The following is a 26,100-nucleotide window of genomic DNA, read 5'->3' as shown; positions in this document are numbered from 1 at the left end:
AATAGTTTGAATTAGCCTTTTGTGGTTGCCATTAAATATTCTCGGTTCATACGAGCAATATTTTCAAGGGAAATATCTTTAGGGCATTCTATTTCACAAGCGCCTGTATTGCTACAGTTACCAAAACCTTCTTCATCCATCTGTCTTACCATCGCTTTTACACGATCTACGGCTTCGATACGACCTTGTGGTAATAAAGCATATTGCGAAACTTTAGCCGAAGTAAATAACATTGCACTGGCATTTTTACAAGCGGCAACACAAGCGCCACAACCAATACACGTTGCGGCGTTAAATGATTCGTCTGCATCGTGTTTATTTACCGGAATGGCATTTGCATCTATCGTATTTCCAGAAGTGTTGACCGAAACATAACCACCTGCTTGTTGAATTCTGTCGAAAGAGCTTCTATCGACAATCAAATCTTTAACCACAGGAAATGCTTTTGCTCTAAAAGGTTCAATCACAATAGTGTCACCATCTTTAAAAGAACGCATATGCAATTGGCAAGTGGTGATGTGTCTATTTGGTCCGTGAGGCTCACCGTTGATTTGTAACGAGCACATTCCGCAAATTCCTTCACGACAGTCGTGGTCAAACTCTACGGGTTCTTCGCCTTTCTCTACCAATTCTTCATTGAGAACATCCAACATTTCAAGAAAAGACATATCGCCTTCGATACCATCGATAGGGTAAGTGACCATTTTACCTTTGGTATCTTTATTTTCTTGACGCCATATTTTTAGTGTAAGTTTCATCTTTTTAGATTTTAGTATTGAATATTGAGTATTGAGGCGTTATAATCTAACATCTCATAGCTCAATACTTATATCTATTTGTAACTTCTTGTTTTTAATTCTATATTCTTAAACTCTAAATTTTCTTTGTGCAATATCGCTTCACGCGGATTACCAGTGTATTCCCATGCGGCTACATACTTAAAGTTTTCGTCATCACGCAGAGCTTCTCCTTCTTCGGTCTGGTATTCTTCTCTAAAGTGACCACCGCAAGATTCGTTTCTGTGTAAAGCGTCTTTTGCAAAAAGTTCTCCGAGTTCTAAGAAATCGGCAACACGTCCTGCTTTTTCTAATTCTGCATTTTTAGATGCAGCATTTCCTGTTACTTTTACATTTGCCCAGAAATCTTCACGTAATTCTTTAATCTCATCAATAGCTTCGGTCAAACCTTGTGCGTTTCTAGCCATTCCGCATTTGTTCCACATGATTTTACCTAATTTTTTGTGGTAATAATCTACCGAGTGTTTTCCACCAGCATTCATCAGTTTATCAATTCTTTCTCTCACATCTTTTTCAGTAGCTTCAAACTCTGGAGAATCCGTAGAGATTTTACCCGTTCTAATGTCATCAGCCAAATAATCTCCAATGGTATATGGTAAGACAAAATAACCATCGGCGAGTCCTTGCATCAATGCCGAAGCACCTAATCTGTTGGCGCCGTGATCTGAGAAATTGGCTTCTCCTGTCGCATAACAACCAGGAATGGTAGTTTGTAGGTTATAATCTACCCAAAGTCCACCCATCGTGTAATGAACAGCAGGATAAATCATCATGGGCGTTTCGTATGGATTCTGATCGACGATTTTTTCGTACATCTGAAATAAGTTACCATACTTTGCTTCTACGACTTCTTTTCCTAATTTGGTGATTTCTTCTTTTGTAGGGTTTTTATGTCCTGAAGTGAAGGCTTTTTCTTTCCCGTAACGTTCTATCGCGCTCGAGAAATCCAAAAATACCGCTTCACCAGTTTTGTTTACACCAAAACCAGCATCACATCTTTCTTTGGCGGCTCTCGAAGCTACGTCACGAGGTACTAAGTTACCAAAAGCAGGGTACCTTCTTTCTAAATAGTAGTCTCTTTCTTCTTCTGAAAGATCGGTTGGTTTTTTTCTGCCTTCGCGAATAGCGATAGCATCTTCTTGTTTTTTAGGAACCCAAATTCTACCATCGTTACGCAACGATTCAGACATCAACGTTAGTTTTGATTGATGTTCTCCCGAAACCGGAATACAAGTGGGGTGAATTTGTGTGTAACAAGGATTGGCAAAATAAGCCCCTCTTCTGTGAGCTCGCCAAGCTGCCATGACGTTACTTCCCATCGCATTGGTCGATAAAAAGAAAACATTTCCATAACCTCCAGAAGCTAAAACGACAGCGTGAGCCGAGTGCCGTTGTATTTCGCCAGTTACCATATCACGCGCAATAATACCGCGAGCTTTGCCGTCTACTAAAACCAAATCCATCATTTCGTGACGGTTATAAGCTTTTATTTTTCCGCGGTTGATCTGTCTATTCATCGCAGAATAAGCGCCTAGTAATAACTGTTGACCTGTTTGCCCTTTGGCGTAGAAAGTACGCGAAACCAATACACCACCAAACGAGCGATTGTCTAGTAAACCACCATATTCACGAGCAAAAGGTACACCTTGAGCTACGCATTGGTCGATAATATTTGCCGACACTTCTGCAAGACGGTAAACATTGGCTTCACGCGAACGGTAATCACCTCCTTTTATGGTATCGTAGAATAACCTGTAGTTTGAATCTCCATCACCTTGGTAATTTTTTGCGGCATTAATTCCGCCTTGAGCGGCAATAGAGTGTGCACGTCTCGGAGAATCTTGGTAACAAAATGTTTTTACGTTATAACCTAACTCAGCCAAAGTTGCTGCGGCACTTCCGCCTGCAAGACCTGTTCCAACAACAATTACATCGATATTACGCTTGTTGGCAGGGTTCACCAAGTTGATGTCGTTTTTATGCTTTGTCCATTTGTCTGCTAAGGGTCCTTCTGGTATTTTAGAATCGAATACTGACATAAATCTACGTTGTTATAGTTGGTTGAAATAATGGAAAAGGGCGATAAAAATAAACCCTAATGGGATGATAATCGCAAAGGCTACGGTAAATCCTCTAAGTCCTTTTGAGTATTTGTTGTTCCAACCCATCGATTGGAAAGAGGAAGAAAACCCGTGTAATAGGTGCAACATCAAAAAGATAAAAGAAATAACATACAGAATTACACGCCATAAATCTTTAAACTTGACAACCGTTTCTTCATAATACCTTGTTGGATCTTCTGGTAGACGGTGAATATACTTATGTGAAATTTCTGGAAACCAAAAATCATAAAAGTGTAAACACAAAAACGCTAGAATAACTGCACCTGAATAAATCATATTTCGGGACATCCAGCTTGAGTTGGCTGCTCCATTGTACTTTACATAGCTGTATGTTCTTGCGTTTCTGTTTTTGATTTCTAAAACAAACCCCATAATGAAATGAAAAATCACTCCAAAAATTAAGATAGGTTGTAAAATCGCTTGTACAAAAAAGTTGGTGCCCATAAAATGTGACAACTCATTAAAAGTGTCTTGGCAGATAACCGATGTAAAGTTGATTGAAAAGTGTTGGAATAAAAATAAAACTAAAAATAATCCCGAAAGCGCCATGGCTACCTTTCTAGCTATTGACGATTTTAATAATCCTCCCATGGAAATTGGTTGTTTAAAATAAATTTACACAAAAATACAAGTGCGCTCGCTTATTCACAAACTTTCGCAGAAAGATTAATGTTATTTAGAATTAGTTTAAGCAATCTTTTTCTGTATAGAAAATTTACTCCAAAACAACCGGAATCAAACCCCGAAGTCCCATATCGACTACTTGTTCTCCCGCACTAGGTTCGTAGAGACCATCTTCATTGACTTCTGTCCATTCAAAACTGTTGTTGATAGAGAATGAAAGAACCACTTCCACATCTTCGGTTTCGTTGCCTGTGATGGTAAAACCGTTTTCGAATTCGCCTGTGACTACACATGAACCTTGCGGTACTGGAGAAGAATCAAACAATGGGTTAGGAACCGTTGTAGCTCCTTCTGGTGCTTGTCCTTGCGTAGAAAATCCGTTCGTTTCTAATGCCCAAAAACCTTGTTTTTTATTTTCATTGATTTCAAAATTTGCTCCGTTGAGATCAAAAGTAGAAATGTAAGTGTTATAACCTACAAAACTGGCTAAAGTAGCTGTGTAAGTGTTTCCGTCAAGTAAAAAATCGATATCACCTTCTTGATATGCCAATGAGACTCTTACCCATTCGTAATTGCCAGCAGCAATTTCGCTTAAAGGAATGCTTAAAAACACTTCATCGTTTCCGGCAAAAACAGCTTGCTGAAAATCGATAGCCGTTTCACCGCCAACATTGGTTTCTTCACCCAAAAAAATGACTTCGCCTTCCCCAAGTGGTGTAAACGGTCCTGGAGCAAACTCGATATAGTTGGCACTCATGCTTTTAATGCTGGGTGATTGTGCAGCATTTCCGTCTGGAATGGTAGAAGGTTGACCAAGGTTATTTAAACGTTCTTGATTGGGGTCAAATTTTAGTCTAATTACCAGTTGTGGTTCATCATCTGAAGGGTTGTTATTGTCGTCATTACTACAACTTGTCAACACTAAGGCAAACGTCAAAAATAAAAAGGGTAAATGTCTCATGAGTGTAAAATTTAAAACTTAAAGATAGTGATTTTCTATTTCTTCTCTGAATTTGTACTTTTGAAAAAATTTCAAAAACAGCTATGAGATATTCACCTATCAAATCAGATTTATTTATAAAAAACCGTAAAAACTTTATGGCGCAGATGAAGCCAAACAGTCTTGCAGTTTTTAATGCTAATGATATTTATCCCATCGGAGCCGATAGCACGATTCCGTTTCAACAAGACAGAAATTTATACTACCTAAGTGGTGTCGATCAAGAAGCGACCAAATTGGTGCTTTTTCCTGATGCTCCGCATGAGAAACATCGTGAGGTGCTTTTTGTGACCGAGACAAATGAGCATATTGCGGTTTGGGAAGGTGAAAAACTCACCAAAGAAAAAGCTACTGAGCTTACGGGTATCAAAACGGTGTATTGGTTAAGCGAGTTTGAAAAGATATTTCATCAGTTAATGTCGCAAAGCGAGACAATTTACATCAACACCAACGAACATTACCGCGCTAATGTCGAGACCGAAACCCGTGAAGCACGTTTTAATAAATGGGTGTTAGAAAGTTATCCTGCGCATCAAACTGCCAAGAGTAATCCTATATTACAACGACTAAGATCGGTAAAAGACCCATTGGAAATCGATGTCATGCAACAAGCTTGTAATATTACCGAAAAAGGCTTTCGCCGGATTTTAGCATTTACCAAACCGGGCGTTTGGGAATATGAGCTCGAAGCAGAGTTTATGCACGAATTTTTAAGAAATCGTTCCAAAGGTTTTGCGTATACGCCAATTATTGCTTCGGGAAACAATGCCAATGTGTTGCATTATATCGAAAATAAAGCACATTGTAAAGATGGCGATTTGATTTTATTTGATGTAGGTGCCGAATATGCCAATTATGCCAGCGATATGTCAAGAACTATTCCTGTAAATGGGAAATTTACGAAGAGACAAAAAGAAGTTTATAACGCGGTAAATAGGGTTAAAGACGAAGCTACCAAACTCCTAGTTCCAGGAACGATGTGGGAAGAATACCACATAGAAGTAGGTAAAATGATGACTTCAGAATTACTTGGTTTGGGCTTGTTGGATAAAGCTGATGTCCAAAACGAAGACCCAAATTGGCCGGCATATAAAAAATATTTTATGCACGGCACTTCGCATAACATTGGGTTAGACACTCATGATTATGGTTTGCTGTACGAACCCATGAAAGCCAATATGGTTTTTACCGTAGAACCGGGAATTTATATTCCAGAAGAAGGTTTTGGTATTCGTTTGGAAGACGATGTGGTCATTCAAGAAAAAGGAACGCCTTTTAACCTCATGCGTAATATCCCAATTGAAGCCGATGAAATTGAAGATTTGATGAATTCGTAATTTCTGTCATCCTAAACTTGTTTCAGGGTCTCATCCCGATGAGCAAATTAGCAATAAGAGATTCTTGTTCTCTAAGATTCAGTATGGAATGACCACAAAAGAATCATAAAAAATTTAAATTAATAAGATGCTGATCCCGAAGGTTCGGGACAGAATGACGGTTCAAATGCTAAAAACATTATCCTATAAGAATATCAGCGTAAGCTATAGCATTTTCGGAAGCGGAAAAACCATTGTTTTGCTTCATGGCTTTCTTGAAAGTTCGTGCATGTGGCGAGAAACTGTTGAAATACTGCAAGAAAAATATCAAATCGTTACGATTGATTTATTAGGTCACGGAAAAACTGATAAGCTGGGTTATATTCATACGATGCGAGAAAACGCTCTGCTTGTCAAAAGTGTTTTGGAAACCGAAAGAATAAAAAAGACAAGTTTTGTAGGGCATTCGATGGGCGGTTATGTTGCACTCGCTTTCGTGGAATTGTTTCCTAAAATGATGACTCAATTGGTGTTGCTCAATTCTACTTCTAGTGAAGATTCGCAAGAGCGAAAAGACAATCGCGATCGGGCAATTAGGCTACTCAAGCAAAATAAAACAGCCTTTATAAGTATGGCGATCAACAATTTGTTTGCGGAAGAAAATAGAGAAAATCTGACTGAACAAATCAAATCATTGGTCGCCGAAGCCCAGCAAATGCCCATAGAATCTATTGTAGCCACCATCGAAGGGATGAAAAACCGTAAAGATCGAACTGATGTTTTGAAGAACTTTAAAGGTGAAAAACTGATTATTGCTGGAGAAAAAGACGAAGTGATACCGATTCAGAACATTCAAGAAATTGCTACCAAAACCCAAACGCCTATTAAAATTCTAGAAGGCGGACATATGAGTTGGTTGGAGGCTAAAGCAAATTATATAAAAAGCTTAGAGGGCTTCCTATAAATACAAAAACTGCTCAAATATAGAGCAGTTTCTGAAGTTTTAGTTGTTGAATAAATTAAGGGTAGCGTTGGCTAAACGCTAGGTGCAACACTTGCAACTTGTGTTTTAAAGATATAGTGGTTAAGTTGTTGCAAAGTATTAGGTTTATCTTGGGTATTTATCAATAATGAAATGTTGTTGTTGCTTCCGCCATAGGCAATCATTCTGATGCTCACATCGTTTAAAATCTGAAATAACTTCGAGGTTTCAGGATGGTTGACAATATTATTACCTGCGAGGCATACAATACTCATTTTATCTTCTACCGTCACTGCGGAAAATTTTTCTAACTCGGCTACGATCTCATCTAAAAATTGTGTATTGTCTATTGTAAGTGAAACTGCAATTTCTGAAGTGGTGACCATATCGATAGCCGTTTGGTATTTTTCGAAAATCTCAAAAACACGTTTTAAGAAACCGTGTGCCAACAGCATTCGCTCAGATTTTATTTTAATAACCGTAATTCCGTCTTTAGCGGCAATGGCCTTGATACCTTCGCTGGAAATTTCGTTAGAAATCAAAGTGCCTTCGGCTTCGGGTTGCATAGTGTTTTTTAACCTTACGGGAATATCAAGTGCCCGTACGGGTAAAACGGTTTGTGGGTGTAAGATTTTAGCTCCAAAATAAGCCAATTCTGCTGCTTCGTCAAACGATAACTGCGGTATTGAATAAGTGTTTTCTACAAACCGTGGATCGTTGTTGTGAAAGCCATCAATGTCTGTCCAGATTTGCACTTCTTCGGCTTTGATTGCCGCACCAATAATCGTGGCAGTATAATCGCTTCCGCCACGTTGTAAATTGGTTACTTCGCCTCTTGCATCGAGTGAAATAAAACCTTGGGTGATAAAAATCTGGGTATCTTTTTGTTGGCTTAATAAACGTTTGATGTTCTGCTGGATGTAAAACAAATCAGGTTCACCTTCTTTGTCTACGCGCATAAAATCGAGCGCAGGAATTATGCTAGAAGCTATTCCTTGCTCGTTGAGGTATGCGTTTACTAAAAAAGTGGAAAACAATTCGCCTTGAGCGAGAACAGTGTTTTGGAAATTGGGTATTGAGTTGTTATGGGTAAAGCTCAGTAATGTATTGTCGATCTGGTTGATGTAATTTACAACTTCCTGTAAAACACTAGAATTTTGGATAAGATGATATGCAGTTTGCTTGTTTTTTTCTTTCAGCTGAGCAATCAGTTTGAGGGCAGCTTCGGTTTGGTTGTGTAAAATGGCTTCAGCAATCGCAACTAAGTTGTTTGTGCTTCCACTCATCGCAGAAAGTACTACTATTTTTGGGGCATTGTCATCGACAATTGTTTTTACTTTCTCAATGTTTTCTACAGAACCAACCGAAGTCCCGCCAAACTTTAAAACTAACATAAATCTTGTAAAAAATCTGCTGCTAAAGTAGAAGGTAAGTTCTTGCTAACCATAAAATTATTTATATTTGACTAATTTTATACAAATTGTTAAATATATAACAAATGAAAACTATTTCTCAATGTGTAGAGGAAATACTTAGTAATCAATCGTTTTTAGAAGAAGCGCTTTCGCGAAAAATTATTAATTATAGTGCTTTGGCGGAAGATTTACAATCGACGATTTCACAAATGCTTAGAAAAGAAGTGCAAACCGGAGCTATCATGATGGCATTGCGTAGGTGCAATTCGCCTGCTGGTGTTTCCAATTCCGCGAAAGTAAAAGAATCGTTGCGTAGATTAGGAGACATAACCGTGCGTTCTAATATCTGTGCGTTTACCTACCAAAATTCAGATTCGTTGATACAAAGTAACGCGATGATGTTAGAAAAAATAGACGATATCCACCATTTGTTTTATGCTTTTACGAGAGGTATTGCCGAAAGTAACTTGATGATTTCAGGATCAAAAAAAGATTTGGTTGAAGATAACTTTAACCAAGAAAAACTCATTCACTTCCGTGGAAATTTATCGGCGGTGAGCATCAAACTCCCGCAAGACAATTATAAGATTACGGGTCTGTATTACCAAATTTTTAAAAACCTCGCCTGGAACGGAATTGCGGTTTACGATGTGGTTTCTACGACCAATGAGTTTATTGCCTTGGTCAATGACGAAGTGGTCGATAAAGCTTTTTCGGTGATTAAAGGTTTAAAAAATTAGTCGTTTTTTTCTTCCTTTTCTTCAAAAGAATTCCAGCCGCGAGCTTTTAAAGCTACTTTTTGGTTCGCTCTTGTGATAAGATGCATACCTTCTTTTTCTTCGGTCATATGACCAATAACTGTAAAATTAGGGTTGCCTTTTATTTTATCGTAATCGTTTTGAGCAATGGTAAATAACAACTCATAATCTTCGCCGCCACTTAAAGCCACAGTAGTACTATCGAGTTGAAATTCTTCACAAACATTAATCACTGTTGGGTCTAAAGGTATTTTTTCTTCAAAAAGATTGACACCTACTTTAGAGTTTTTACAAAGGTGAATGGTTTCTGAGGAAAGTCCGTCGCTAATATCAATCATACTTGTGGGTAAAACATCCAGCGCTTCCAAAAGTTTTGGGATATCTTTTCTGGCCTCAGGTTTGAGTTGCCTTTCGACAATATAAGAGTAAGGTTCTAAATCAGGTTGTGAGTTAGGGTTGACTTTAAAAACTTCTTTTTCTCTTTCTAATACTTGTAATCCCATATAAGCACCACCAATATCACCCGTAACAACTAATAAATCGTTAGGTTTTGCACCATCTCGAGTTACTATTGTTTCTTTTTTTGCAGTCCCCAATGCGGTTACACTTATAATCAAACCTGTGGTAGAAGAAGTAGTGTCGCCACCCACCAAATCTACTTGATAGGTTTTACATGCGAGTAAAATTCCGGCATACAATTCTTCTATCGCTTCTAGTGGAAACCTGTTTGATATGGCTATAGAAACCGTAATTTGTTTCGCTTCGGCATTCATAGCATAAACATCAGAGAGGTTGACCATGACGGCTTTGTAGCCTAAATGCTTTAGGGGAACATAAGCCAAATCAAAATGTACCCCTTCTATCAATAGATCGGTGGTAATGACGGTATGCTCATTCTTATGATCGATAACGGCGGCATCATCACCAATTCCTTTTATGGTTGTAGGCTGGTAATGCTCTACAAATTGAGTCAAGTGGTTGATCAATCCAAATTCGCCTAGTTCTTCAATAGAAGTGTGATTATTTCCGTCAAACATCATAAATACCTGAAAATTACGTTTATATTTGTGTGAGACAAAAATAAATCTTTAAAAATGAAATCAAAACTACTTTCACTTGTATTCTTCCTTTCTGCATTTTCTAGTTTTTCACAACTAGAAATTTGTAATAGCGGCATGGCAGGGAATTACCCTTGCAATGATTATGATTTGATGGATATGATAACATTACAAGAAATGGATGCAGCTAAAGGAAATGATGTTTGGGGGTGGACAGATTTGCAAACTAATCGTGAGTATGCAATTATGGGCTTAGATAATGGAACAGCATTTATTGATGTCACCGACCCTGTTAATATTTTTTATGTAGGTAAGCTGCCGACTCACACAGATAACAGTACTTGGCGTGATATTAAAGTTTATGATAATTATGCCTTTATTGTAAGTGAAGCTCCAGGTCACGGTATGCAAGTTTTTGATTTAACTAAGCTGAGAAATGTAACAAGTGCACCGCAAATATTTACGGCAGATGCACATTATGCAGGCTTTGGAAATTGTCATAATATTGTCATCAACGAAAGCCAACCTGTTGCTTACGCTGTAGGAACAGGCACTTTTAATGGTGGTCCACATTTTATAGATATTTCGAACCCGCTTAACCCACAACCATTAGGAGGTTATGATGCTAGTTTCTATTCGCACGATGCTCAAGTGATAACTTATAATGGACCAGATACGGATCATATAGGAAAAGAAATTTTTATAGGATCAAACGAAGATGAAGTAGTTTTTGTAGATGTAACTCAACTTTCTAATCCACAACTAATCTCTTCTATTTCTTATGTAAATGTTGCTTATACACATCAGGGTTGGTTAACAGAAGACGCTCATTATTTCATTTTGAATGATGAATTAGATGAAATTAACTTTGGCTTTAATACACGTACATTAATCTTTGATGTTTCCGATTTAGATAACCCCATTTTCGATTTTGATTATACAGGACCTACAACAGCTGTAGACCATAACTATTACGTAAAAGGGAATAATTTATTTTTATCGAATTATACGGCAGGAATTAGAATAGTTGATATTACCAATATTGTTAGTGGAAATGTATCAGAAGTTGGCTTTTTCGATTCTTACCCGTCAGATGATAATGTTGGTTTTAGCGGTGTTTGGAGTAGCTATCCTTACTTTGCGAGTACAAACATTGCCGTTTCAGATATCAATACTGGTTTTTTCTTAATAAGAAAGTCAGGCACTTTTTCTACAAATTCTGATGAATTAAGCAGGATTTCTTTTTACCCCAATCCCACAAATGATATTCTTTATTTTAAAAATGCAGAAGGAATGACAGTTGATAATATCAAATTATACAATGTGTTAGGGCAAAAGGTTTTAGAATTAAATAAAAATGAAATTTATAATAATGCCATAGATTTTTCTGCTTTCGCGGAAGGAGTTTACCACGTGATGATTAACGATAAAATCAGTAAAAAAATTATTAAAAAATAATGCTTAGCTTAAGCAAAGTAGTTCGTTTTCTGTTTTTTATTGTCCTTTTTACAAACTGTAAAAGTGATGATGAAGATTGTTGCGTTGCTCCATCTCCACCAATTCAAGAAGGCTTTTTAGGTCAACTAGATTTTATTAAAACATATGGTGGTAGCCTTGAAGATGATGCTTTATCGATTACAAAAACTTCAGACGGAGGGTATGCTGTTTTGGGTTATACGCAAAGTAATGATGAAGATATTACAGCAAAAACAACAACCGATAGTGATTATTGGGTAGTAAAGTTTGATAATGAAGGAAACCAACTATGGGATAAAGTTTTTGGAGGAAGCGAAGACGATCGCGGTCAACATATCATTACAACAAAAGATGGAGGTTTTCTCATCACAGGTTTTGCCAGGAGTAACGACGGAGATGTAGAAAATAATCAAGGTTTTTACGACTATTTTTTTTTAAAATTAGATAGTTCAGGAAATAAACAATGGGTAAATTCCTTCGGGTTTTCAGGGAGTGATCGTAGCTTCTCGGCAGTAGAATTAAATGATGGAGACTTTTTTCTAACCGGCTTTCTTGATGTTACTGCAAGTGATGGAGAAGGAAACGATAATGCAAGACCAGCAGCTCAACAATCTGCAAGTCACGGTGTTGGTGAGTTTTGGGGTATAAGAGTAGATGACTCTGGAAATAAAATTTGGAGAAGGTATTTTGGTGGTACCAACAACGATAGAAGTTATGATGTGGTGCAAACAAATTCTGGAAATATTCTAATGGTTGGTTCCTCAGAAAGTGAGGATTTTGATATTACGCAGCCAAATGGCAGTTACGATTTTTGGGTGGTGATGATCGATATAGAAGGAAATTTACTTTGGCAGAAAAATTATGGAGGCAGTGGTATTGACGTCGGTTATGCAGTAACCAAAACTAGCGATGGTAATTTCGTTATTGTAGGAGATACCAGAAGTAGTGACATAGATGTTTCTTCTCCTCTCGGAAATGCTGATGCTTGGGTAATCAAAATAGATGCTTTAGGAAACTTACTTTGGGAGAAAACTTACGGAGGTTCCGATTTCGATTCCGCGCAAAGCGTCTCCGAACTTGAAAATGGTGATTTGCTTATCGCCGGAAACTCAAAAAGTAATGATGGTAATCTTATTTCAAACAAAGGCCAAAACGATGCTTGGGTTTTTATTACTGATGGTGATGGTCACTTAAAGTGGCAAAAAAACTTTGGGGGTTCTTCACTAGATTTTATCAACCAAGCCATCGAATTAGATAACAACCAGATTATTTTGACAGGAAGCACCCAAAGTAACGACCAAGATATACTAGAAAACAAAGGCTCTAAAGATATTTTATTGATAAAATTAAAATGATGAAAAAGTTTTTTTTACCCCTATTTTTAGTTTCAACGTTATTAATGAGTTGTTTTGAAGACAATGACGATTTAACCATTAATACTCCAACACAGGGTGAAACTGAACTTCAACTTCAATTCCATAATCAAATAGGAAACCAAGAGGTCGAAATAGATGATGAACCCATTTATATCAACGAACAAGAAGAAACGTATTCCATTAATTTTTTAAAATATATTATAAGCAATATTGTTTTAATTGATGAAAACGGAATGGAGTATGCCTACCCAGAAGCAGAGAGCTATTTTTTAATCAATCAAGAAGAGGAGTCTAGTAAAAATATTAATTTAGATGGAATCCCGACCAAAAAATACAGTGCTATTCGATTTGGTATAGGGGTAGATCAGTCTAACTATCCTTTAGAAGGTGTAGATAATTTTGTACCTACTGCTCAAGAAAACGAAATGCTTTGGTCTTGGTCTGCAGGTTATATTTTCCTAAAAATGGAAGGATTTTATAATTCAACCCAAGCAAATAATGAGGTTTATAGATACCACATAGGAAGCCATGGCGAAGCTTTAGATAATTATCGTGAAGTTACCTTAGCGTTTGCAGAGCTTTTAGATTTAACCCATGAGGACACAACTATTCCTATGGCATTGTCAATCACCTCAGATATTTCGCTCATTTTCGACGGCGAAAATAACATGTCTTTAGACGCAAAAAGCGATATTCAGATGGATCCAGAAAATGCGCCAAAAGTCATCGAGAATTTTTCAAAAAGTTTTTCAGTAAGTCAATAAATGCGTTTTAATATAGGAATATTAGTTGGTTTAATTTTCGTAAGCTGTCAAAAAGAAGACGAAGGTTATGAACCTATTCCTGAGCCAGAAAACGAATTGTTGGAATTTGTAAAACCCGAGCATTTTCCAGAACTAACATACGATTTAGCTCAAAACCCACCTACCGAAAAAGGCTTTGAATTAGGTAAAAAACTATTTTACGAAGGCGATTTGTCTTCCGATGGAACCGTAAGTTGTGGTTTTTGCCATATCCAAGATTTTGCTTTTACACATCACACGCACATTGTAAGTCACGGTGTCGAAGGCAAATTAGGAACAAGAAACGCTCAGCCACTTTTCAATATGGCATTTATGAATGACTTTACTTGGGACGGAGCTGTTTCCCATCTCGATCAGCAACCCATTGTGCCTATTACTTCGCCTGTCGAAATGAACGAGCAAGTGGGAAATGTAATCGAAAAACTCAAACAAGATGACACTTACGTGGAACTCTTTGCGGCAGCTTTCGACAACCAAGAAGTCAATACCGAAAATATGCTCAAAGCCTTATCACAATTTGTGGTGATGATGGTTTCTGCCAATACCAAATACGATCGTGTGCTCCATAATTCTGGTGACGTTTTCACGGAAGAAGAGCAACAAGGAAAAGCTATTTTTGAACAAAAATGCGCCACTTGTCATGCAGGGATTCTTTTTACCGATCAGTCGTATCGCAATAATGGTCTGCAAATCGACCCAGAATATAACGATATAGGTCGCGAAAGAGTGACCGGTTTAGCCCAAGACAACCGAAAATTTAAAGTCCCAACACTTAGAAATATCGAGATTACTTATCCGTATATGCACGATGGTCGTTTTCAGACCTTACGCGACGTACTCGATTTTTATGATGAAGGTGTTGAGGTCTCGGAAACTTTAGATGCTCAGTTACAACAAAACGGTACTATTGGTATTCCGCTTACGGAAGAAGAAAAAGATTTGTTGCTCACTTTCTTCAAAACACTCAACGACGACAACTTTTTGTTTGACGATCGTTTTTCTGAGTTTTAATCTTTGTAATTGATTGGATGTTCAGTATGGTCTATCTTAAGTGTCTCTGGTCTTTTATCAATTGGATAAGGTAAAAATAAAACCGCAACAGTTTGCTTTTTACCAGCTTTAATTGTTCTTTTGGTCTCGTTGGTCATTTGGAAACTTCCTAATTTAATTGTTTGAACAACTTTATATTTATTTTCTCCGTCGCTTAAAAAGAATTTCTCAAAATCAACAACTTGTTTTTCATCGGAATTGTTAATAAACTTTATCATTAATTGTAGGTAAATAGTTCCTTCAGGGGCTTTAATTGGAATTCTGTCCATTGGACCATCAATTTTTTTATAAGCGTTAATTTTAATAACTTCAAAATCAATAATATCAGAATATTTACCGTGTGTTGGTGCTAACTTGTAGTTCTGCTGTGAAAATAGAGGTAAGGAAAAAATGAATAGTACTGTTAAGAGGAGAATATTTTTCATGAAAATAGGGTTTTTTAGTTTTTTTTGTATAAAACTAATCAAAAAAAATAAATTGAGACTCTTTGTTATACTTATAACTAAAACAAATTCAGCGATTAACTTTTGATATATCACTTTTATGGTTTTCAGTTAAGTAAATTGTATATTTGCGACTAATTAAGCAAAACGCTATAAAAGATGATAAAAGTAAGTGAACAAGCAAAGGTTAAACTTGCTGGTTTGATGACAGAAGAAGGCTTTAGTGCTCACGACGATTTTGTTCGTGTGGGTGTTAAAAGCGGAGGTTGTTCGGGATTATCATACGACTTAAAATTTGATAAACAGCAAGCAGAAGGAGACAAAGTCTTTGAAGACAATGGTATTAAACTCATTGTCGATAAAAAGAGCTTTTTATATTTGTTAGGCACCACGTTAGAATATTCGGGTGGTCTTAACGGAAAAGGATTTGTTTTTAATAACCCAAATGCACAACGCACTTGTGGTTGCGGAGAATCTTTTTCACTTTAATATAGTTTGAAAGTTAAAGGTTATAAAGTTTAAAGTGAAAACATAAAGAATGGCAAAGTTTAATTCTTTTGAGGAAATCCAATCTTGGGAAAAAGCAAGAGAATTAAATCAGCTAATTTACAGAATAACAAATGATAAAATCTCTTTTTCGCAAGATTTTGCTTTAAGAGATCAAATAAGAAGATCAAGCATCTCAATTTCTTCTAATATTGCAGAAGGATTTGAAAGAGAAACCAATAAAGAGTTTATTAGGTTTTTGTACATAGCTAAAGCGTCGGCTGGTGAATGTCGTTCGCAATTATATTTAGCTTATGATTTAAAATACATTGAAGAAAAACAGTTTGAAGAATTAAAGGGAAAAGTTAACGAAATATCAAAGTTGATCAGTGGTTTGATAAAATATTTGTCAAAAACAATATAAACCGTAAATCTTTCAACTTTCAAACTTTTAACTTTAAAAACTTAAATAAATGAATAAGTTTACAGAAGACGATTTAAGAGAAGAACTTAAAACCAAAGAGTACGAATATGGTTTTTATACGGATATCGAGTATGATACTTTTCCGGTAGGTCTGAATGAAGAAATCGTTCGCGCGATTTCCAAAAAGAAGGAAGAACCAGAATGGATGACCGAATGGAGACTCGAAGCCTTTCGTATTTGGGAGCAGATGGAAGAACCTGAATGGGCAAATGTAAAATATGAAAAACCAAACTTTCAGGATATTTCATACTATTCGGCGCCCAATAAAAAGCCAAAGTACGAGAGTTTGGATGAAGTCGATCCAGAATTATTAGATACGTTTAAGAAATTAGGGATTTCGCTAGACGAACAGAAGAAGTTAGCAGGGGTTGCAGTAGATGTCGTGATGGATTCGGTTTCGGTAGCCACAACTTTTAAGAAAACCTTGGCGGAAAAAGGAATTATTTTCTGTTCGATTTCTGAAGCCATTAAAGAACATCCAGAATTGGTAAAGAAGTATATCGGATCGGTAGTTCCACAAAAAGATAATTTTTACGCTGCGTTAAATTCGGCTGTTTTTAGTGACGGCTCGTTTTGTTACATCCCAAAAGGGGTAAGATGCCCGATGGAACTTTCTACCTATTTTAGAATCAACCAAGCAGGAACAGGTCAGTTTGAGCGTACTTTGGTGGTTGCCGACGAAGGTAGTTATGTAAGTTACCTCGAAGGTTGTACCGCTCCAATGCGTGACGAAAATCAATTGCATGCAGCTGTAGTAGAGTTAATTGCTTTGGATGATGCCGAAATCAAATACAGTACCGTACAAAACTGGTATCCAGGTAATTCCGAAGGTAAAGGAGGCGTTTTCAATTTTGTGACCAAAAGAGGTTTGTGTGAGAAAAACGCTAAAATAAGTTGGACACAAGTAGAAACAGGAAGTGCTGTCACTTGGAAATACCCAAGTTGTGTGCTAAAAGGCGATAACTCAATAGGAGAATTCTACTCGATTGCAGTAACCAACAACTACCAACAAGCCGATACAGGAACTAAGATGATTCACTTAGGGAAAAACACCAAAAGTACTATTATCTCCAAAGGAATTTCGGCGGGTAAATCACAAAATAGCTATCGTGGTTTGGTACAGATAAATAGTAGAGCAACAAATGCCAGAAATTTCTCGCAGTGTGACTCTTTATTGATGGGTAACGAATGTGGCGCACATACGTTTCCGTATATCGAAACCAAAAACAAAACCGCTCAAGTAGAACACGAAGCTACCACTAGTAAAATCGGCGAAGACCAGATTTTCTATTGCAATCAAAGAGGTATCGATACCGAAAAAGCAATTGCCTTGATTGTAAATGGTTTCAGTAAAGAAGTGCTTAACAAACTCCCGATGGAATTTGCGGTAGAAGCTCAAAAACTATTAGAAATTTCCTTAGAAGGATCTGTAGGATAAACAACTAAACCTTTTTTAAATATCATGAAAAAATATCTTTTACCCTTCATCATGACAGCTGTGCTTTTTACAGCTTGTAAAAATGATAAAAAAGCTACTGATAACGAAGAAAATATCGATAGCACAGCCGTAACACAAGCAGAAGCACCAAAGTTGTTGCACGAGAACAATACCGTTGCGGTTTTGCGTGGCGAGTTTATCTATTATGATGATGCAGCCGTTTTAAACGGAAATAATTTTATCTACGGTGTGCAACTCGACGATAAAGCCAAAGACTTAGCGAGCAAAGTAGAAGAGCTGAAAAAAGAGAAACACGATATGGTTCCTGTAACGGTAAAAGCCATGGTAAAAGAAAACCCAATGAAAGATGGTTGGGAGCAAATTATAGAAATACAAGAAATTATTGAGGTTTCAGAACCTGTAAAAGACGAAACAATAAAGATTTAAAGAAAAAGAAGCGAAAATGTTAAAGATAAAAAATTTACATGCGAGTGTAGACGGAAAAGAAATTCTCAAAGGTATCAACCTTGAGATAAAAGAAGGAGAAGTACATGCGATTATGGGGCCAAACGGTTCGGGTAAGAGTACACTTGCGTCTGTAATTGCCGGCAAAGAAGAATACGAGCAAACTCAAGGTGAAATTTTTCTTCATGATGAGGAAATTTCGGAAATGGAGGTAGATGAAAGAGCGCACAAAGGCGTGTTTTTATCATTTCAATATCCGGTGGAAATCCCAGGAATATCGGTGACCAATTTTATGAAAACCGCTATTAACGAAACCAGAAAAGCTCAAGGTCTTGAAGAAATGCCCGCTAAAGATATGCTGATGAAAATTCGTGAAAAGTCTGAGCTATTGGATATGGATCGTAAATTTTTATCACGCTCGCTCAACGAAGGTTTTTCTGGAGGTGAGAAGAAGAGAAACGAAATCTTCCAGATGGCAATGCTAGAGCCAAAATTGGCAATTCTCGACGAAACCGACTCTGGGTTGGATATCGACGCTCTAAAAATAGTTGCCAATGGGGTGAACAAGCTAAAGAACAAAGACAAATCGGTTTTAGTGATTACGCATTACCAAAGACTTTTAGATTATATCGTTCCAGATTATGTGCACGTTTTACTCAACGGTAAAATCGTAAAATCTGGCGGAAAAGAACTTGCTCTTAAACTAGAGGAGAAAGGTTATGATTGGATAAAGGAAGAAGCGAAAACAGTTTAATCACAAGTTTGACATTTAAAATGGATTTAAAAGAAAAATTAGTTTCCTCTTTTTTTGCGTTCGAAGAACAAGTTGATGTCAACCATTCGGTGCATCAAATTCGTACCGATGCACTAAAGGAATTTGAGCACCTTGGTTTTCCTAGCAGAAAAGAAGAAGACTGGAAATATACCTCACTTAACAAAGTACTTAAAGAAGATTATAGTCTTTTCCCGAAAAAAGACAGCTCTTTAGAGTATAACGATATCAAAAAATACCTTATTCACGATTTAGACACCTATAGAATTGTGTTGATCGATGGTATTTATTCATCACATTTATCATCTACAACCCATGATAAAATAGATGTTTGTTTGATGTCTTCCGCCTTGAGCAAATCAAAATTTAAGCCTCTTATCGATAATTACTTCAATAAAATCAATAAGAAAAATTCGGGTATCAATGCGTTAAATACCGCTTTTAGCAGAGAAGGAGCTTTTATACATATTCCTAAAAACACGATGGCAGATAAACCCATTCAGGTAATCAATTTTGCTACAGGTAACGAATCGGCATTGATGTTACAACCCAGAAATTTGATTATCGTTGAGGAAAACTCACATGTGCAGATTATCGAACGTCACCAAAGCCTTACCGAGAATCCTGTATTGACCAATTCGGTTACCGAAATTTTTGCTGAAAAAAGAGCGATGGTCGATTACTATAAGATTCAGAACGATATTACTTCGGTTTCGTTAATCGATAATACCTTTATCGAACAACAGCAAGAAAGCGATTGTGCCGTTCACACTTTTTCTTTTGGTGGGAAGCTTACGCGAAATAATTTACAGTTCTACCAAAAAGGAGAACGCATCAATTCTACCTTAAAGGGAATTACGATTATCGAAAACGACCAACACGTAGATCACAATACGTTGGTACATCATATCGAACCCAATTGTGAGAGCCACCAAGATTACAAAGGTATTTTTGATGATAAAGCAGTAGGGGTTTTCAATGGTAAAGTATTAGTTGAAAAAGAAGCGCAAAAAACCAATGCTTACCAAAGTAATAACAATTTGTTGGTGAGTGATAAAGCAACCATCAATTCAAAACCACAGTTAGAGATTTTTGCAGACGATGTAAAATGTAGTCACGGTTGTACGATTGGTCAGTTAGACGAAGATGCTTTGTTCTACCTCAAATCACGAGGAATTCCAGAAAAAGAAGCCCGTGCTTTGATGATGTATGCTTTTGCAAATAATGTGTTGGAAAGTGTAAAAATACCAGAGATAAAAAAACGAATCAATAAGCTCATTGCCAATAAACTCAATGTCAATTTAGGTTTTGACTTATAATTTATTCTATTTATGAGTTTAGATGTACAAAAAATACGTAAAGACTTTCCGATACTTTCTCGAGAAGTAAATGGCAAGCCTTTGGTTTATTTTGATAATGCTGCAACTTCGCAAACGCCCAATCAAGTGGTCGATGCCATTGTAGATTATTACCATAGGTATAATGCCAATATCCATCGTGGTGTACATCATTTGTCGCAACAAGCGACCGATGCTTATGAAGAAGCTCGCGAGACTATTCGTAAACATTTTAACATTCGTTATAAAGAAGAAGTTATTTTTACTTCGGGAACAACCAGCGGAATTAATCTAGTAGCTTATGGTTATGCTTCCTCCTTAAAAAAAGGAGATGAAGTGATTGTTTCTGCTTTAGAACACCACTCCAATATCGTGCCTTGGCAAATGTTGTGCGAAAAAACAGAAGCGATTTTAAAAGTGATTCCGATGACCGATGCAGGAGAATTAGATATGCACGCTTACACGGAATTACTTTCGGACAAAACCCAATTGGTCTTTGTTAACCATGTTTCCAATGCGTTGGGAACCATCAATCCGGTCGAGGAAATCATAGAGAAAGCGCACCAATTTGGAGCACAGGTACTGATAGACGGAGCACAATCTGCTTCTCATATAAAAGTTGATTTACAAGAGCTTGACGCCGACTTCTATACTGTTTCTGCCCACAAAATGTGCGGTCCTACAGGTGTAGGAATTTTATATGGAAAAAAAGAGTTATTAGAAAGTTTACCGCCATACCAAGGTGGTGGTGAAATGATCGACCAAGTGACTTTCGAAAAAACTACTTATGCAGGTTTACCTCATAAATTCGAAGCCGGAACACCAGATATTTGTGGCGGTATTGCTTTCGCGAAAGCGATAGACTACCTTAATCATATCGGTTTTGAAAACATCAAACATTACGAAGACGAGTTGTTGGCCTATGCTACCGAAAAGCTTTTAACGATTGAAGGTCTAAAAATCTATGGTGAGTCAAACCGTAAAACTTCACTGGTTTCTTTTAATATCGAAGGCATTCATCCGTATGATTTGGGTACCATTCTCGATAAAATGGGAATTGCCGTAAGAACAGGACATCATTGTGCGCAGCCTATTATGGATTATTTTAAAATCCCGGGAACAGTAAGGGCTTCCTTTTATTTTTATAACACCAAAGAAGAAATAGACTACTTGATAGAAGGCATCATCAAAGCTAAAAAAATGTTGCTATAAAAGAGATATTCCCTATTATTGTCAGGATAATGATTATAACCTATTAACGTTTAAGTGGATAGTTTTTTTGTGTTCTTATGGCAGCTAATCTAGAAGAGAGGAAAGCTTTTACGTATTTTTTTAAAAGGTAATTTTTGTTGCTTGCCTACTAAAAAATTGTTAAGATTCCTTAAATTTATACCTATTTATAATTATTGCAAACAACATGACTAAAAAACTATTTTTTACAGTATTAATATGCTTTTTGGCATTCCATTACACAAATGCTCAAGCAGTAGGAGACACCTTAGAGGTCCGCACATGGGATTACACCCAAACCCATGGTACAGGTATTAGAGATACACTCATTGATTTCCCAGATCTGAGTGGAGTAAAATTTGAGAAAATACTTATGCTTTACAATATGAGGTGTAAAGATGGTAATGTCTCACCTCCAATCCAAGGACAAACAAACATAGGTTGCGGAGAATGGGATTATAGTTGTAATACCTATCTTGAAGATCCTACAAGAGCAGACTCTATACCTAGGGTTATCAATAAATATTTTATTTCTGAACATACCGGAGCCACTTTTGATTATAAAACAACTCCTGTGCACGATTATTACGCACAAGCTTTAAAGAGTGTTACTTTAAACAGTACGACTTCAGAAACATCATCAGATGTTGGAAATGGTATTTTAAATATACCTGAAATACTACCGGCATCAAAAGAGGTTAGCAAAACGCAATTTTTATATACCGCAACAGAATTGTCAACGGCAGGAGTTACGGCAGGAAATATAGATGCTATTCAGTTAGAGGTTACCACTAATCCTGAGAATATATCTTTCTTAAAGGTACAAGTTAAATCTACTTCTCAAGCTAATCTAGCAGCTTCTAATCCTGACCTAACGGGATTTACTGAAGTTTTTTATAATCATTACAATTTTACAACAGGATTAAATAGAATACAGTTTCATACACCTTATAACTGGAATGGAACAGATAATATTATTGTCGAACTAAGCTATACAAATGCTTCAAGTTTATCAGATATTCAAATAAAGGGAGAGAATACCACAACGTTAAGTTCCATAAAAAGTTCTGATGACCGTCATTTTTATTTTCATGGAGAAAATTATATCGAAGCCGACACTTATAAAGGTATAGGAGGTAACCAACCGAGATCTGTTGAGGCTTGGATTAAAACAGATGTTAGTAATAAAGAAATCTGTTCTTGGGGAATCGATCAGAACGGAAAAAAATGGGTGTTTAGGATTGATGCCTCAGGTCAATTAAGAGTTGAAGTAAATGGTGGATATGTTATTGGGTCAACTGTAGTGTCAGACGGCAATTGGCACCATGTAGCTTATACATTTCAAGGAAATGACCTCAATGGCATTAAGTTTTATGTAGATGGTCAATTAGAAACGATAAGCAGTATCAATAACTTAGGAGTAGATACCGATATTACAAACGGTATTCCTGTAAGAATAAGTAGAGGTATAAACAATCGCTATTTCAACGGAATTATAGATGATGTTAGAGTGTGGAGTACAGAACTTTCTCAAAACAATATCCAAAATTGGATGCATAAAAGAATAGAAACAACTCATCCAGCATATAGCAATTTAGAACTTAATTATTTACTGAACGAAGGAAATGGAGAAGTTATTCAAGATGCTTCACCTAATGCTTATAATGCACAAGTAATAAATGGAGCTGTATGGAGAAAACCACTTGGGTCACAGTTCTTCAAAGACTTTAAAGAAGATGGCCATAGACCAAATGTAAATTTCCTTCAAGGCACGTATAATTTAACAGTTAACAGTGCACCAGACAATTTAGAAATAGAGCAAATACCGCATGTGGTTATAGAAAGATCTATTTCTTCTCAAGCCGGAACGACCAATAGCGACGATATTATTTTGGCGACTCCTGTTCAATATTGGGATATAGTGTTAGGAGAGCGCTATTATGACGAAAATTCAAACCTAATAAATACCGTGCCTGTCACTTTAGACGGAACCCTCACACAATCAGATTTAAATTATTGGGAAAGAAACCCGATGAGTTTTGAACTGATGTCTTTTGTGACTCCGTACGGAATTAATTTAGATCTTGGCCCTGAAGGAAAAACCTGGACATTTGATGTAACAGATTTTAGTCCCATACTCAAAGGTCAAAAAAGGTTGATGATGAGCAGAGGAGGACAATGGCAAGAAGATATGGATATTAGGTTTTTATTTATTGTAGGAACACCTCCTCAAGATGTATTGGATATCACCCAAATCTGGAAAACAGATCAAGGTACTGTTCATGCCGATAATATCATAAGTGATGAATATTTTGAACCTCGTACAATTTCACTTTTGGCAAATGGCCATGATTTTAAAGTAAGAAGTGCTATCACAGGTCATGGGCAGCAAGGAGAATTTATTCCTCGAAGTCATTATATTGATGTAAATGGAGGAGCGAAAGAGTTTTCTTGGACTGCCTGGAAAGAATGTGCCTCTAACCCAGTTTATCCTCAAGGAGGAACTTGGATTTATGACCGTGCAGGTTGGTGTCCTGGTATGGCAACAGACGTGAAAGAATCTTTAATCACTCCGTACGTAACTCCAGGCCAAAACGTCATATTAGATTATGGGTTCAATTCTAACCCAACAGGTGACTCAAGATATTTGGTCAATCACCAATTGGTTACTTATGCTGCTCCTAATCATAGTTTGGATGCTAGAATTATCGATATTCAGCGGCCTACAAATAAGGTAGAATACGCAAGGGAAAATCCGATGTGTTATACACCACAAATTACACTTCAAAACTCAGGAAGCTCAGCCATAACTGAGGTGAAAATAAATTATTGGGTAAATGATGCGGCTAATAAAGCATCTTATACTTGGACGGGAAGTCTTGACTTTTTAGAAAAAGAAATTATTGATTTACCAGTTGTATCCACTTTATGGAGTACTATTCAATCACCACAAAACAATAAGTTTCATGCAGAGATCGTTAGCGTAAACAATAGCTCTGATCAGTACATTCACAATAATAAGTATACGAGCACTTTTTCTATTACAGAAGTATTGCCAGATGAGTTTAAACTTCAATACAAATCTAATAACGCACCTCATGAAACAACAATAAAGATAAAAGATAGTCAAGGGAATGTGGTGTATACAAAAAGTACCACCTCTGCCAATAGCACTTCTGAAGATATTGTACAACTAGGTAATGGTTGTTATACATTAGAAGTGATAGACACAGATGGAGACGGCATTGACTTTTGGGCAAATAATGACGGTTTGGGTTACGTTAGAATAAGAGACGTAAATAACAATGCTATGATTAAAAATTTCGAGGGTGATTTTGGTAATAGTATTATTTTCAATTTTACGGTAAATTACCCATTGTCATATGAGCAAATTACTCCTAAAAATCCTTTTACAATCTATCCAAATCCTGCAAACGACAAGTTTATATTAGAGTTTGAAAACGAGATTAGATTAGATGAAAGCAAGGTAAGGTTATACAATATTTTAGGGCAGGAAGTTTCTGTGAATATGCAAAAAACCGATTATAATCAATACAGCATTAATTCAAGTTCTTTCGCAGAAGGAATATATTACATACAAGTTTTTGCAGACAACAAAACCATCTCAAAAAAGATAATGATAAAACATTAAAAATCAACGAACATTTTTTAAAGACCACTCAAACGTTTTGGGTGGTCTTTTTTTGTTTAAGTATTCGATTTAAAAGGCGATTCAAAAGCTAAAAAAATGTTATTGTAAACGCGTTTCTGTTTTTTTATGCCGACTTTAGCATAACAATAAACAAAAACAAAAGTTATGAAAGCAATATTTTTCACTTTAGCACTTTCGGTGTTATTTACCTTTGCTTCTTGTGAACAAACCAAACAAGTACTTAACACGACAAGCAATGTGCAGTTAAATGGTTTATATGATATTTTAACCGTAAACGGTAAAGATTACAACAGTAAAAACTTAACCATTCAGTTCAATGCGATGAATAATAATTTTAGTGCAACGACAGAATGTAACAATATGTTTGGAGATTATAAGATCGATATTTACGCGATTACTTTCTCTAACATCGCTTCAACAAAAAAATTCTGTGAAGGAAGAATGGATGCCGAAGAAGAAATTGCAGAAACACTTTCTAATGTAGGTTCTTTTGAGGTGGTCGATGGAAAACTAACTTTATATTCTCTTAACGATAGAAGTGTTATCTTTACCGCTTTAAAAGCGAACGATGACAATTAACGAAATAAAAGAAGAAATCATAGACGAATTTTCGATGTTTACCGATTGGGAAGAACGTTACCAATATATTGTAGACCTCGGAAAAGATTTACCACTAATAGACGACCAATATAAAATTGATGAAAATTTGATAAAGGGTTGTCAGAGTAGAGTTTGGGTTCATGCAGAACTCAATGACCAAAGCAAAGTAGTTTTTACGGCCGATAGCGATGCGATTATTACCAAAGGTATTATCGCTATTTTGATTAGGGTTTTGTCAGATCAAGAGCCTAAAGCAATTATCGATGCAAATTTAGATTTTATCGATACCATTGGTCTTAAAGAACACTTGTCGCCTACTCGTGCAAATGGTTTGGTAAGTATGATCAAGCAACTAAAACTTTATGCCGTTGCTTTTCAGACAAAATTGACTTAA

General features: G+C 36.5%; 24 protein-coding genes. 17 read left to right on the top strand and 7 right to left on the bottom strand.

Annotated features, from left to right (window positions below; genetic code table 11):
* Positions 1–11: 11 nt before the first annotated feature.
* The 4 genes from DNG35_RS05185 to DNG35_RS05170 form a co-directional block, all read right to left on the bottom strand.
* Entirely contained in the window at positions 12–758 is a 747-nt protein-coding gene (locus DNG35_RS05185; protein WP_111126700.1) for a succinate dehydrogenase/fumarate reductase iron-sulfur subunit, read from the bottom strand.
* A gap of 74 nt (positions 759–832) precedes the next feature.
* A complete protein-coding gene (locus DNG35_RS05180) occupies positions 833–2,836 on the bottom strand; it encodes a fumarate reductase/succinate dehydrogenase flavoprotein subunit (RefSeq protein ID WP_111126699.1) in 2,004 nt (667 codons plus the stop codon).
* A 12-nt stretch (positions 2,837–2,848) separates the two neighbouring features.
* The gene (locus DNG35_RS05175; protein WP_111126698.1) at positions 2,849–3,511 is read right to left on the bottom strand and encodes a succinate dehydrogenase cytochrome b subunit; all 663 of its coding nucleotides are present in this window, start codon (positions 3,509–3,511) and stop codon (positions 2,849–2,851) included.
* Between the two features lie 124 nt (positions 3,512–3,635).
* The gene (locus DNG35_RS05170) at positions 3,636–4,505 is read right to left on the bottom strand and encodes a hypothetical protein (RefSeq protein WP_111126697.1); all 870 of its coding nucleotides are present in this window, start codon (positions 4,503–4,505) and stop codon (positions 3,636–3,638) included.
* An 83-nt stretch (positions 4,506–4,588) separates the two neighbouring features.
* On the opposite strand from DNG35_RS05170, the gene DNG35_RS05165 reads away from it, so the two are divergent.
* Together DNG35_RS05165 and DNG35_RS05160 are read left to right on the top strand one after the other, a co-directional pair.
* A complete protein-coding gene (locus DNG35_RS05165; protein ID WP_111126696.1) occupies positions 4,589–5,881 on the top strand; it encodes an aminopeptidase P family protein in 1,293 nt (430 codons plus the stop codon).
* A 127-nt stretch (positions 5,882–6,008) separates the two neighbouring features.
* Positions 6,009–6,824 carry an alpha/beta fold hydrolase gene (locus DNG35_RS05160; protein WP_111126695.1) on the top strand — a complete coding sequence of 272 codons (816 nt, stop codon included), beginning with the start codon at positions 6,009–6,011 and terminating at the stop codon, positions 6,822–6,824.
* Between the two features lie 71 nt (positions 6,825–6,895).
* Here DNG35_RS05160 and DNG35_RS05155 read toward each other — a convergent pair whose 3' ends face one another.
* Positions 6,896–8,236 carry an aspartate kinase gene (locus tag DNG35_RS05155; protein ID WP_111126694.1) on the bottom strand — a complete coding sequence of 447 codons (1,341 nt, stop codon included), beginning with the start codon at positions 8,234–8,236 and terminating at the stop codon, positions 6,896–6,898.
* A gap of 104 nt (positions 8,237–8,340) precedes the next feature.
* On the opposite strand from DNG35_RS05155, the gene DNG35_RS05150 reads away from it, so the two are divergent.
* A complete protein-coding gene (locus tag DNG35_RS05150) occupies positions 8,341–8,997 on the top strand; it encodes a hypothetical protein (protein WP_111126693.1) in 657 nt (218 codons plus the stop codon).
* Here the strand turns inward: DNG35_RS05150 and thiL are convergent.
* Positions 8,994–10,055: a thiamine-phosphate kinase gene (thiL, locus tag DNG35_RS05145; RefSeq protein WP_111126692.1), complete on the bottom strand. Its 1,062-nt coding sequence runs from the start codon at positions 10,053–10,055 to the stop codon at positions 8,994–8,996. The genes DNG35_RS05150 and thiL overlap by 4 nt on opposite strands.
* A 54-nt stretch (positions 10,056–10,109) precedes the next feature.
* Between thiL and DNG35_RS05140 the strand changes: the two genes are divergently transcribed.
* The 4 genes from DNG35_RS05140 to DNG35_RS05125 are packed head-to-tail and all read left to right on the top strand — an operon-like array spanning position 10,110 to position 14,739.
* Positions 10,110–11,531 carry a choice-of-anchor B family protein gene (locus tag DNG35_RS05140; protein WP_111126691.1) on the top strand — a complete coding sequence of 474 codons (1,422 nt, stop codon included), beginning with the start codon at positions 10,110–10,112 and terminating at the stop codon, positions 11,529–11,531.
* On the top strand, positions 11,531–12,904 hold the full coding sequence (locus DNG35_RS05135; protein ID WP_111126690.1) for a hypothetical protein: 1,374 nt from the start codon (positions 11,531–11,533) through the stop codon (positions 12,902–12,904). Before DNG35_RS05140 ends, DNG35_RS05135 begins: the two co-directional genes overlap by 1 nt.
* Entirely contained in the window at positions 12,904–13,689 is a 786-nt protein-coding gene (locus DNG35_RS05130) for an MbnP family protein (RefSeq protein WP_111126689.1), read from the top strand. The genes DNG35_RS05135 and DNG35_RS05130 overlap by 1 nt, the downstream gene beginning before the upstream one ends.
* Positions 13,690–14,739, top strand: coding sequence for a cytochrome-c peroxidase (locus DNG35_RS05125; protein WP_111126688.1), 1,050 nt, complete (start codon positions 13,690–13,692; stop codon positions 14,737–14,739).
* Here DNG35_RS05125 and DNG35_RS05120 read toward each other — a convergent pair.
* On the bottom strand, positions 14,736–15,203 hold the full coding sequence (locus tag DNG35_RS05120) for a hypothetical protein (RefSeq protein ID WP_146228832.1): 468 nt from the start codon (positions 15,201–15,203) through the stop codon (positions 14,736–14,738). The two genes, DNG35_RS05125 and DNG35_RS05120, sit on opposite strands and share 4 nt — an antisense overlap.
* Before the next feature lie 177 nt (positions 15,204–15,380).
* Between DNG35_RS05120 and DNG35_RS05115 the strand changes: the two genes are divergently transcribed.
* The 10 genes from DNG35_RS05115 (at position 15,381) to DNG35_RS05070 (ending at position 26,100) form a co-directional block, all read left to right on the top strand.
* Complete coding sequence (locus DNG35_RS05115; protein ID WP_111126686.1) at positions 15,381–15,710, top strand: iron-sulfur cluster assembly accessory protein; 330 nt, start codon at positions 15,381–15,383, stop codon at positions 15,708–15,710.
* A gap of 49 nt (positions 15,711–15,759) precedes the next feature.
* Entirely contained in the window at positions 15,760–16,131 is a 372-nt protein-coding gene (locus DNG35_RS05110; protein WP_111126685.1) for a four helix bundle protein, read from the top strand.
* Positions 16,132–16,180: 49 nt separating this feature from the next.
* Positions 16,181–17,629, top strand: coding sequence for a Fe-S cluster assembly protein SufB (gene sufB, locus DNG35_RS05105; RefSeq protein WP_111126684.1), 1,449 nt, complete (start codon positions 16,181–16,183; stop codon positions 17,627–17,629).
* Positions 17,630–17,653: 24 nt separating this feature from the next.
* Positions 17,654–18,076, top strand: coding sequence for a hypothetical protein (locus DNG35_RS05100; RefSeq protein ID WP_111126683.1), 423 nt, complete (start codon positions 17,654–17,656; stop codon positions 18,074–18,076).
* 16 nt (positions 18,077–18,092) lie between these two features.
* Positions 18,093–18,848 carry a Fe-S cluster assembly ATPase SufC gene (gene sufC, locus DNG35_RS05095; RefSeq protein WP_111126682.1) on the top strand — a complete coding sequence of 252 codons (756 nt, stop codon included), beginning with the start codon at positions 18,093–18,095 and terminating at the stop codon, positions 18,846–18,848.
* 20 nt (positions 18,849–18,868) lie between these two features.
* On the top strand, positions 18,869–20,185 hold the full coding sequence (gene sufD, locus DNG35_RS05090; protein WP_111126786.1) for a Fe-S cluster assembly protein SufD: 1,317 nt from the start codon (positions 18,869–18,871) through the stop codon (positions 20,183–20,185).
* 12 nt (positions 20,186–20,197) lie between these two features.
* On the top strand, positions 20,198–21,415 hold the full coding sequence (locus DNG35_RS05085) for an aminotransferase class V-fold PLP-dependent enzyme (RefSeq protein ID WP_111126681.1): 1,218 nt from the start codon (positions 20,198–20,200) through the stop codon (positions 21,413–21,415).
* 205 nt (positions 21,416–21,620) lie between these two features.
* Positions 21,621–25,085, top strand: coding sequence for a LamG-like jellyroll fold domain-containing protein (locus DNG35_RS05080; protein ID WP_111126680.1), 3,465 nt, complete (start codon positions 21,621–21,623; stop codon positions 25,083–25,085).
* Between the two features lie 165 nt (positions 25,086–25,250).
* Positions 25,251–25,685 carry an META domain-containing protein gene (locus DNG35_RS05075; protein WP_111126679.1) on the top strand — a complete coding sequence of 145 codons (435 nt, stop codon included), beginning with the start codon at positions 25,251–25,253 and terminating at the stop codon, positions 25,683–25,685.
* Entirely contained in the window at positions 25,675–26,100 is a 426-nt protein-coding gene (locus tag DNG35_RS05070; protein WP_111126678.1) for a SufE family protein, read from the top strand. Before DNG35_RS05075 ends, DNG35_RS05070 begins: the two co-directional genes overlap by 11 nt.

Origin of the sequence: Mesonia sp. K7, from assembly GCF_003233725.1 — a bacterium.
Classification (GTDB): domain Bacteria; phylum Bacteroidota; class Bacteroidia; order Flavobacteriales; family Flavobacteriaceae; genus Mesonia.
The sequence above is the reverse complement of the archived record's forward strand: the minus strand, read 5'-3'. Positions and strand labels throughout refer to the sequence as shown.

What these genes read in the sequence shown, in the direction of transcription:
- DNG35_RS05185 (WP_111126700.1), bottom strand. Translation starts at nt 758, where the DNA reads ATGAAACTTACACTAAAAATATGGCGTCAAGAAAATAAAGATACCAAA.
- DNG35_RS05180 (WP_111126699.1), bottom strand. Translation starts at nt 2,836, where the DNA reads ATGTCAGTATTCGATTCTAAAATACCAGAAGGACCCTTAGCAGACAAA.
- DNG35_RS05175 (WP_111126698.1), bottom strand. Translation starts at nt 3,511, where the DNA reads ATGGGAGGATTATTAAAATCGTCAATAGCTAGAAAGGTAGCCATGGCG.
- DNG35_RS05170 (WP_111126697.1), bottom strand. Translation starts at nt 4,505, where the DNA reads ATGAGACATTTACCCTTTTTATTTTTGACGTTTGCCTTAGTGTTGACA.
- DNG35_RS05165 (WP_111126696.1), top strand. Translation starts at nt 4,589, where the DNA reads ATGAGATATTCACCTATCAAATCAGATTTATTTATAAAAAACCGTAAA.
- DNG35_RS05160 (WP_111126695.1), top strand. Translation starts at nt 6,009, where the DNA reads ATGCTGATCCCGAAGGTTCGGGACAGAATGACGGTTCAAATGCTAAAA.
- DNG35_RS05155 (WP_111126694.1), bottom strand. Translation starts at nt 8,236, where the DNA reads ATGTTAGTTTTAAAGTTTGGCGGGACTTCGGTTGGTTCTGTAGAAAAC.
- DNG35_RS05150 (WP_111126693.1), top strand. Translation starts at nt 8,341, where the DNA reads ATGAAAACTATTTCTCAATGTGTAGAGGAAATACTTAGTAATCAATCG.
- thiL (WP_111126692.1), bottom strand. Translation starts at nt 10,055, where the DNA reads ATGATGTTTGACGGAAATAATCACACTTCTATTGAAGAACTAGGCGAA.
- DNG35_RS05140 (WP_111126691.1), top strand. Translation starts at nt 10,110, where the DNA reads ATGAAATCAAAACTACTTTCACTTGTATTCTTCCTTTCTGCATTTTCT.
- DNG35_RS05135 (WP_111126690.1), top strand. Translation starts at nt 11,531, where the DNA reads ATGCTTAGCTTAAGCAAAGTAGTTCGTTTTCTGTTTTTTATTGTCCTT.
- DNG35_RS05130 (WP_111126689.1), top strand. Translation starts at nt 12,904, where the DNA reads ATGAAAAAGTTTTTTTTACCCCTATTTTTAGTTTCAACGTTATTAATG.
- DNG35_RS05125 (WP_111126688.1), top strand. Translation starts at nt 13,690, where the DNA reads ATGCGTTTTAATATAGGAATATTAGTTGGTTTAATTTTCGTAAGCTGT.
- DNG35_RS05120 (WP_146228832.1), bottom strand. Translation starts at nt 15,203, where the DNA reads ATGAAAAATATTCTCCTCTTAACAGTACTATTCATTTTTTCCTTACCT.
- DNG35_RS05115 (WP_111126686.1), top strand. Translation starts at nt 15,381, where the DNA reads ATGATAAAAGTAAGTGAACAAGCAAAGGTTAAACTTGCTGGTTTGATG.
- DNG35_RS05110 (WP_111126685.1), top strand. Translation starts at nt 15,760, where the DNA reads ATGGCAAAGTTTAATTCTTTTGAGGAAATCCAATCTTGGGAAAAAGCA.
- sufB (WP_111126684.1), top strand. Translation starts at nt 16,181, where the DNA reads ATGAATAAGTTTACAGAAGACGATTTAAGAGAAGAACTTAAAACCAAA.
- DNG35_RS05100 (WP_111126683.1), top strand. Translation starts at nt 17,654, where the DNA reads ATGAAAAAATATCTTTTACCCTTCATCATGACAGCTGTGCTTTTTACA.
- sufC (WP_111126682.1), top strand. Translation starts at nt 18,093, where the DNA reads ATGTTAAAGATAAAAAATTTACATGCGAGTGTAGACGGAAAAGAAATT.
- sufD (WP_111126786.1), top strand. Translation starts at nt 18,869, where the DNA reads ATGGATTTAAAAGAAAAATTAGTTTCCTCTTTTTTTGCGTTCGAAGAA.
- DNG35_RS05085 (WP_111126681.1), top strand. Translation starts at nt 20,198, where the DNA reads ATGAGTTTAGATGTACAAAAAATACGTAAAGACTTTCCGATACTTTCT.
- DNG35_RS05080 (WP_111126680.1), top strand. Translation starts at nt 21,621, where the DNA reads ATGACTAAAAAACTATTTTTTACAGTATTAATATGCTTTTTGGCATTC.
- DNG35_RS05075 (WP_111126679.1), top strand. Translation starts at nt 25,251, where the DNA reads ATGAAAGCAATATTTTTCACTTTAGCACTTTCGGTGTTATTTACCTTT.
- DNG35_RS05070 (WP_111126678.1), top strand. Translation starts at nt 25,675, where the DNA reads ATGACAATTAACGAAATAAAAGAAGAAATCATAGACGAATTTTCGATG.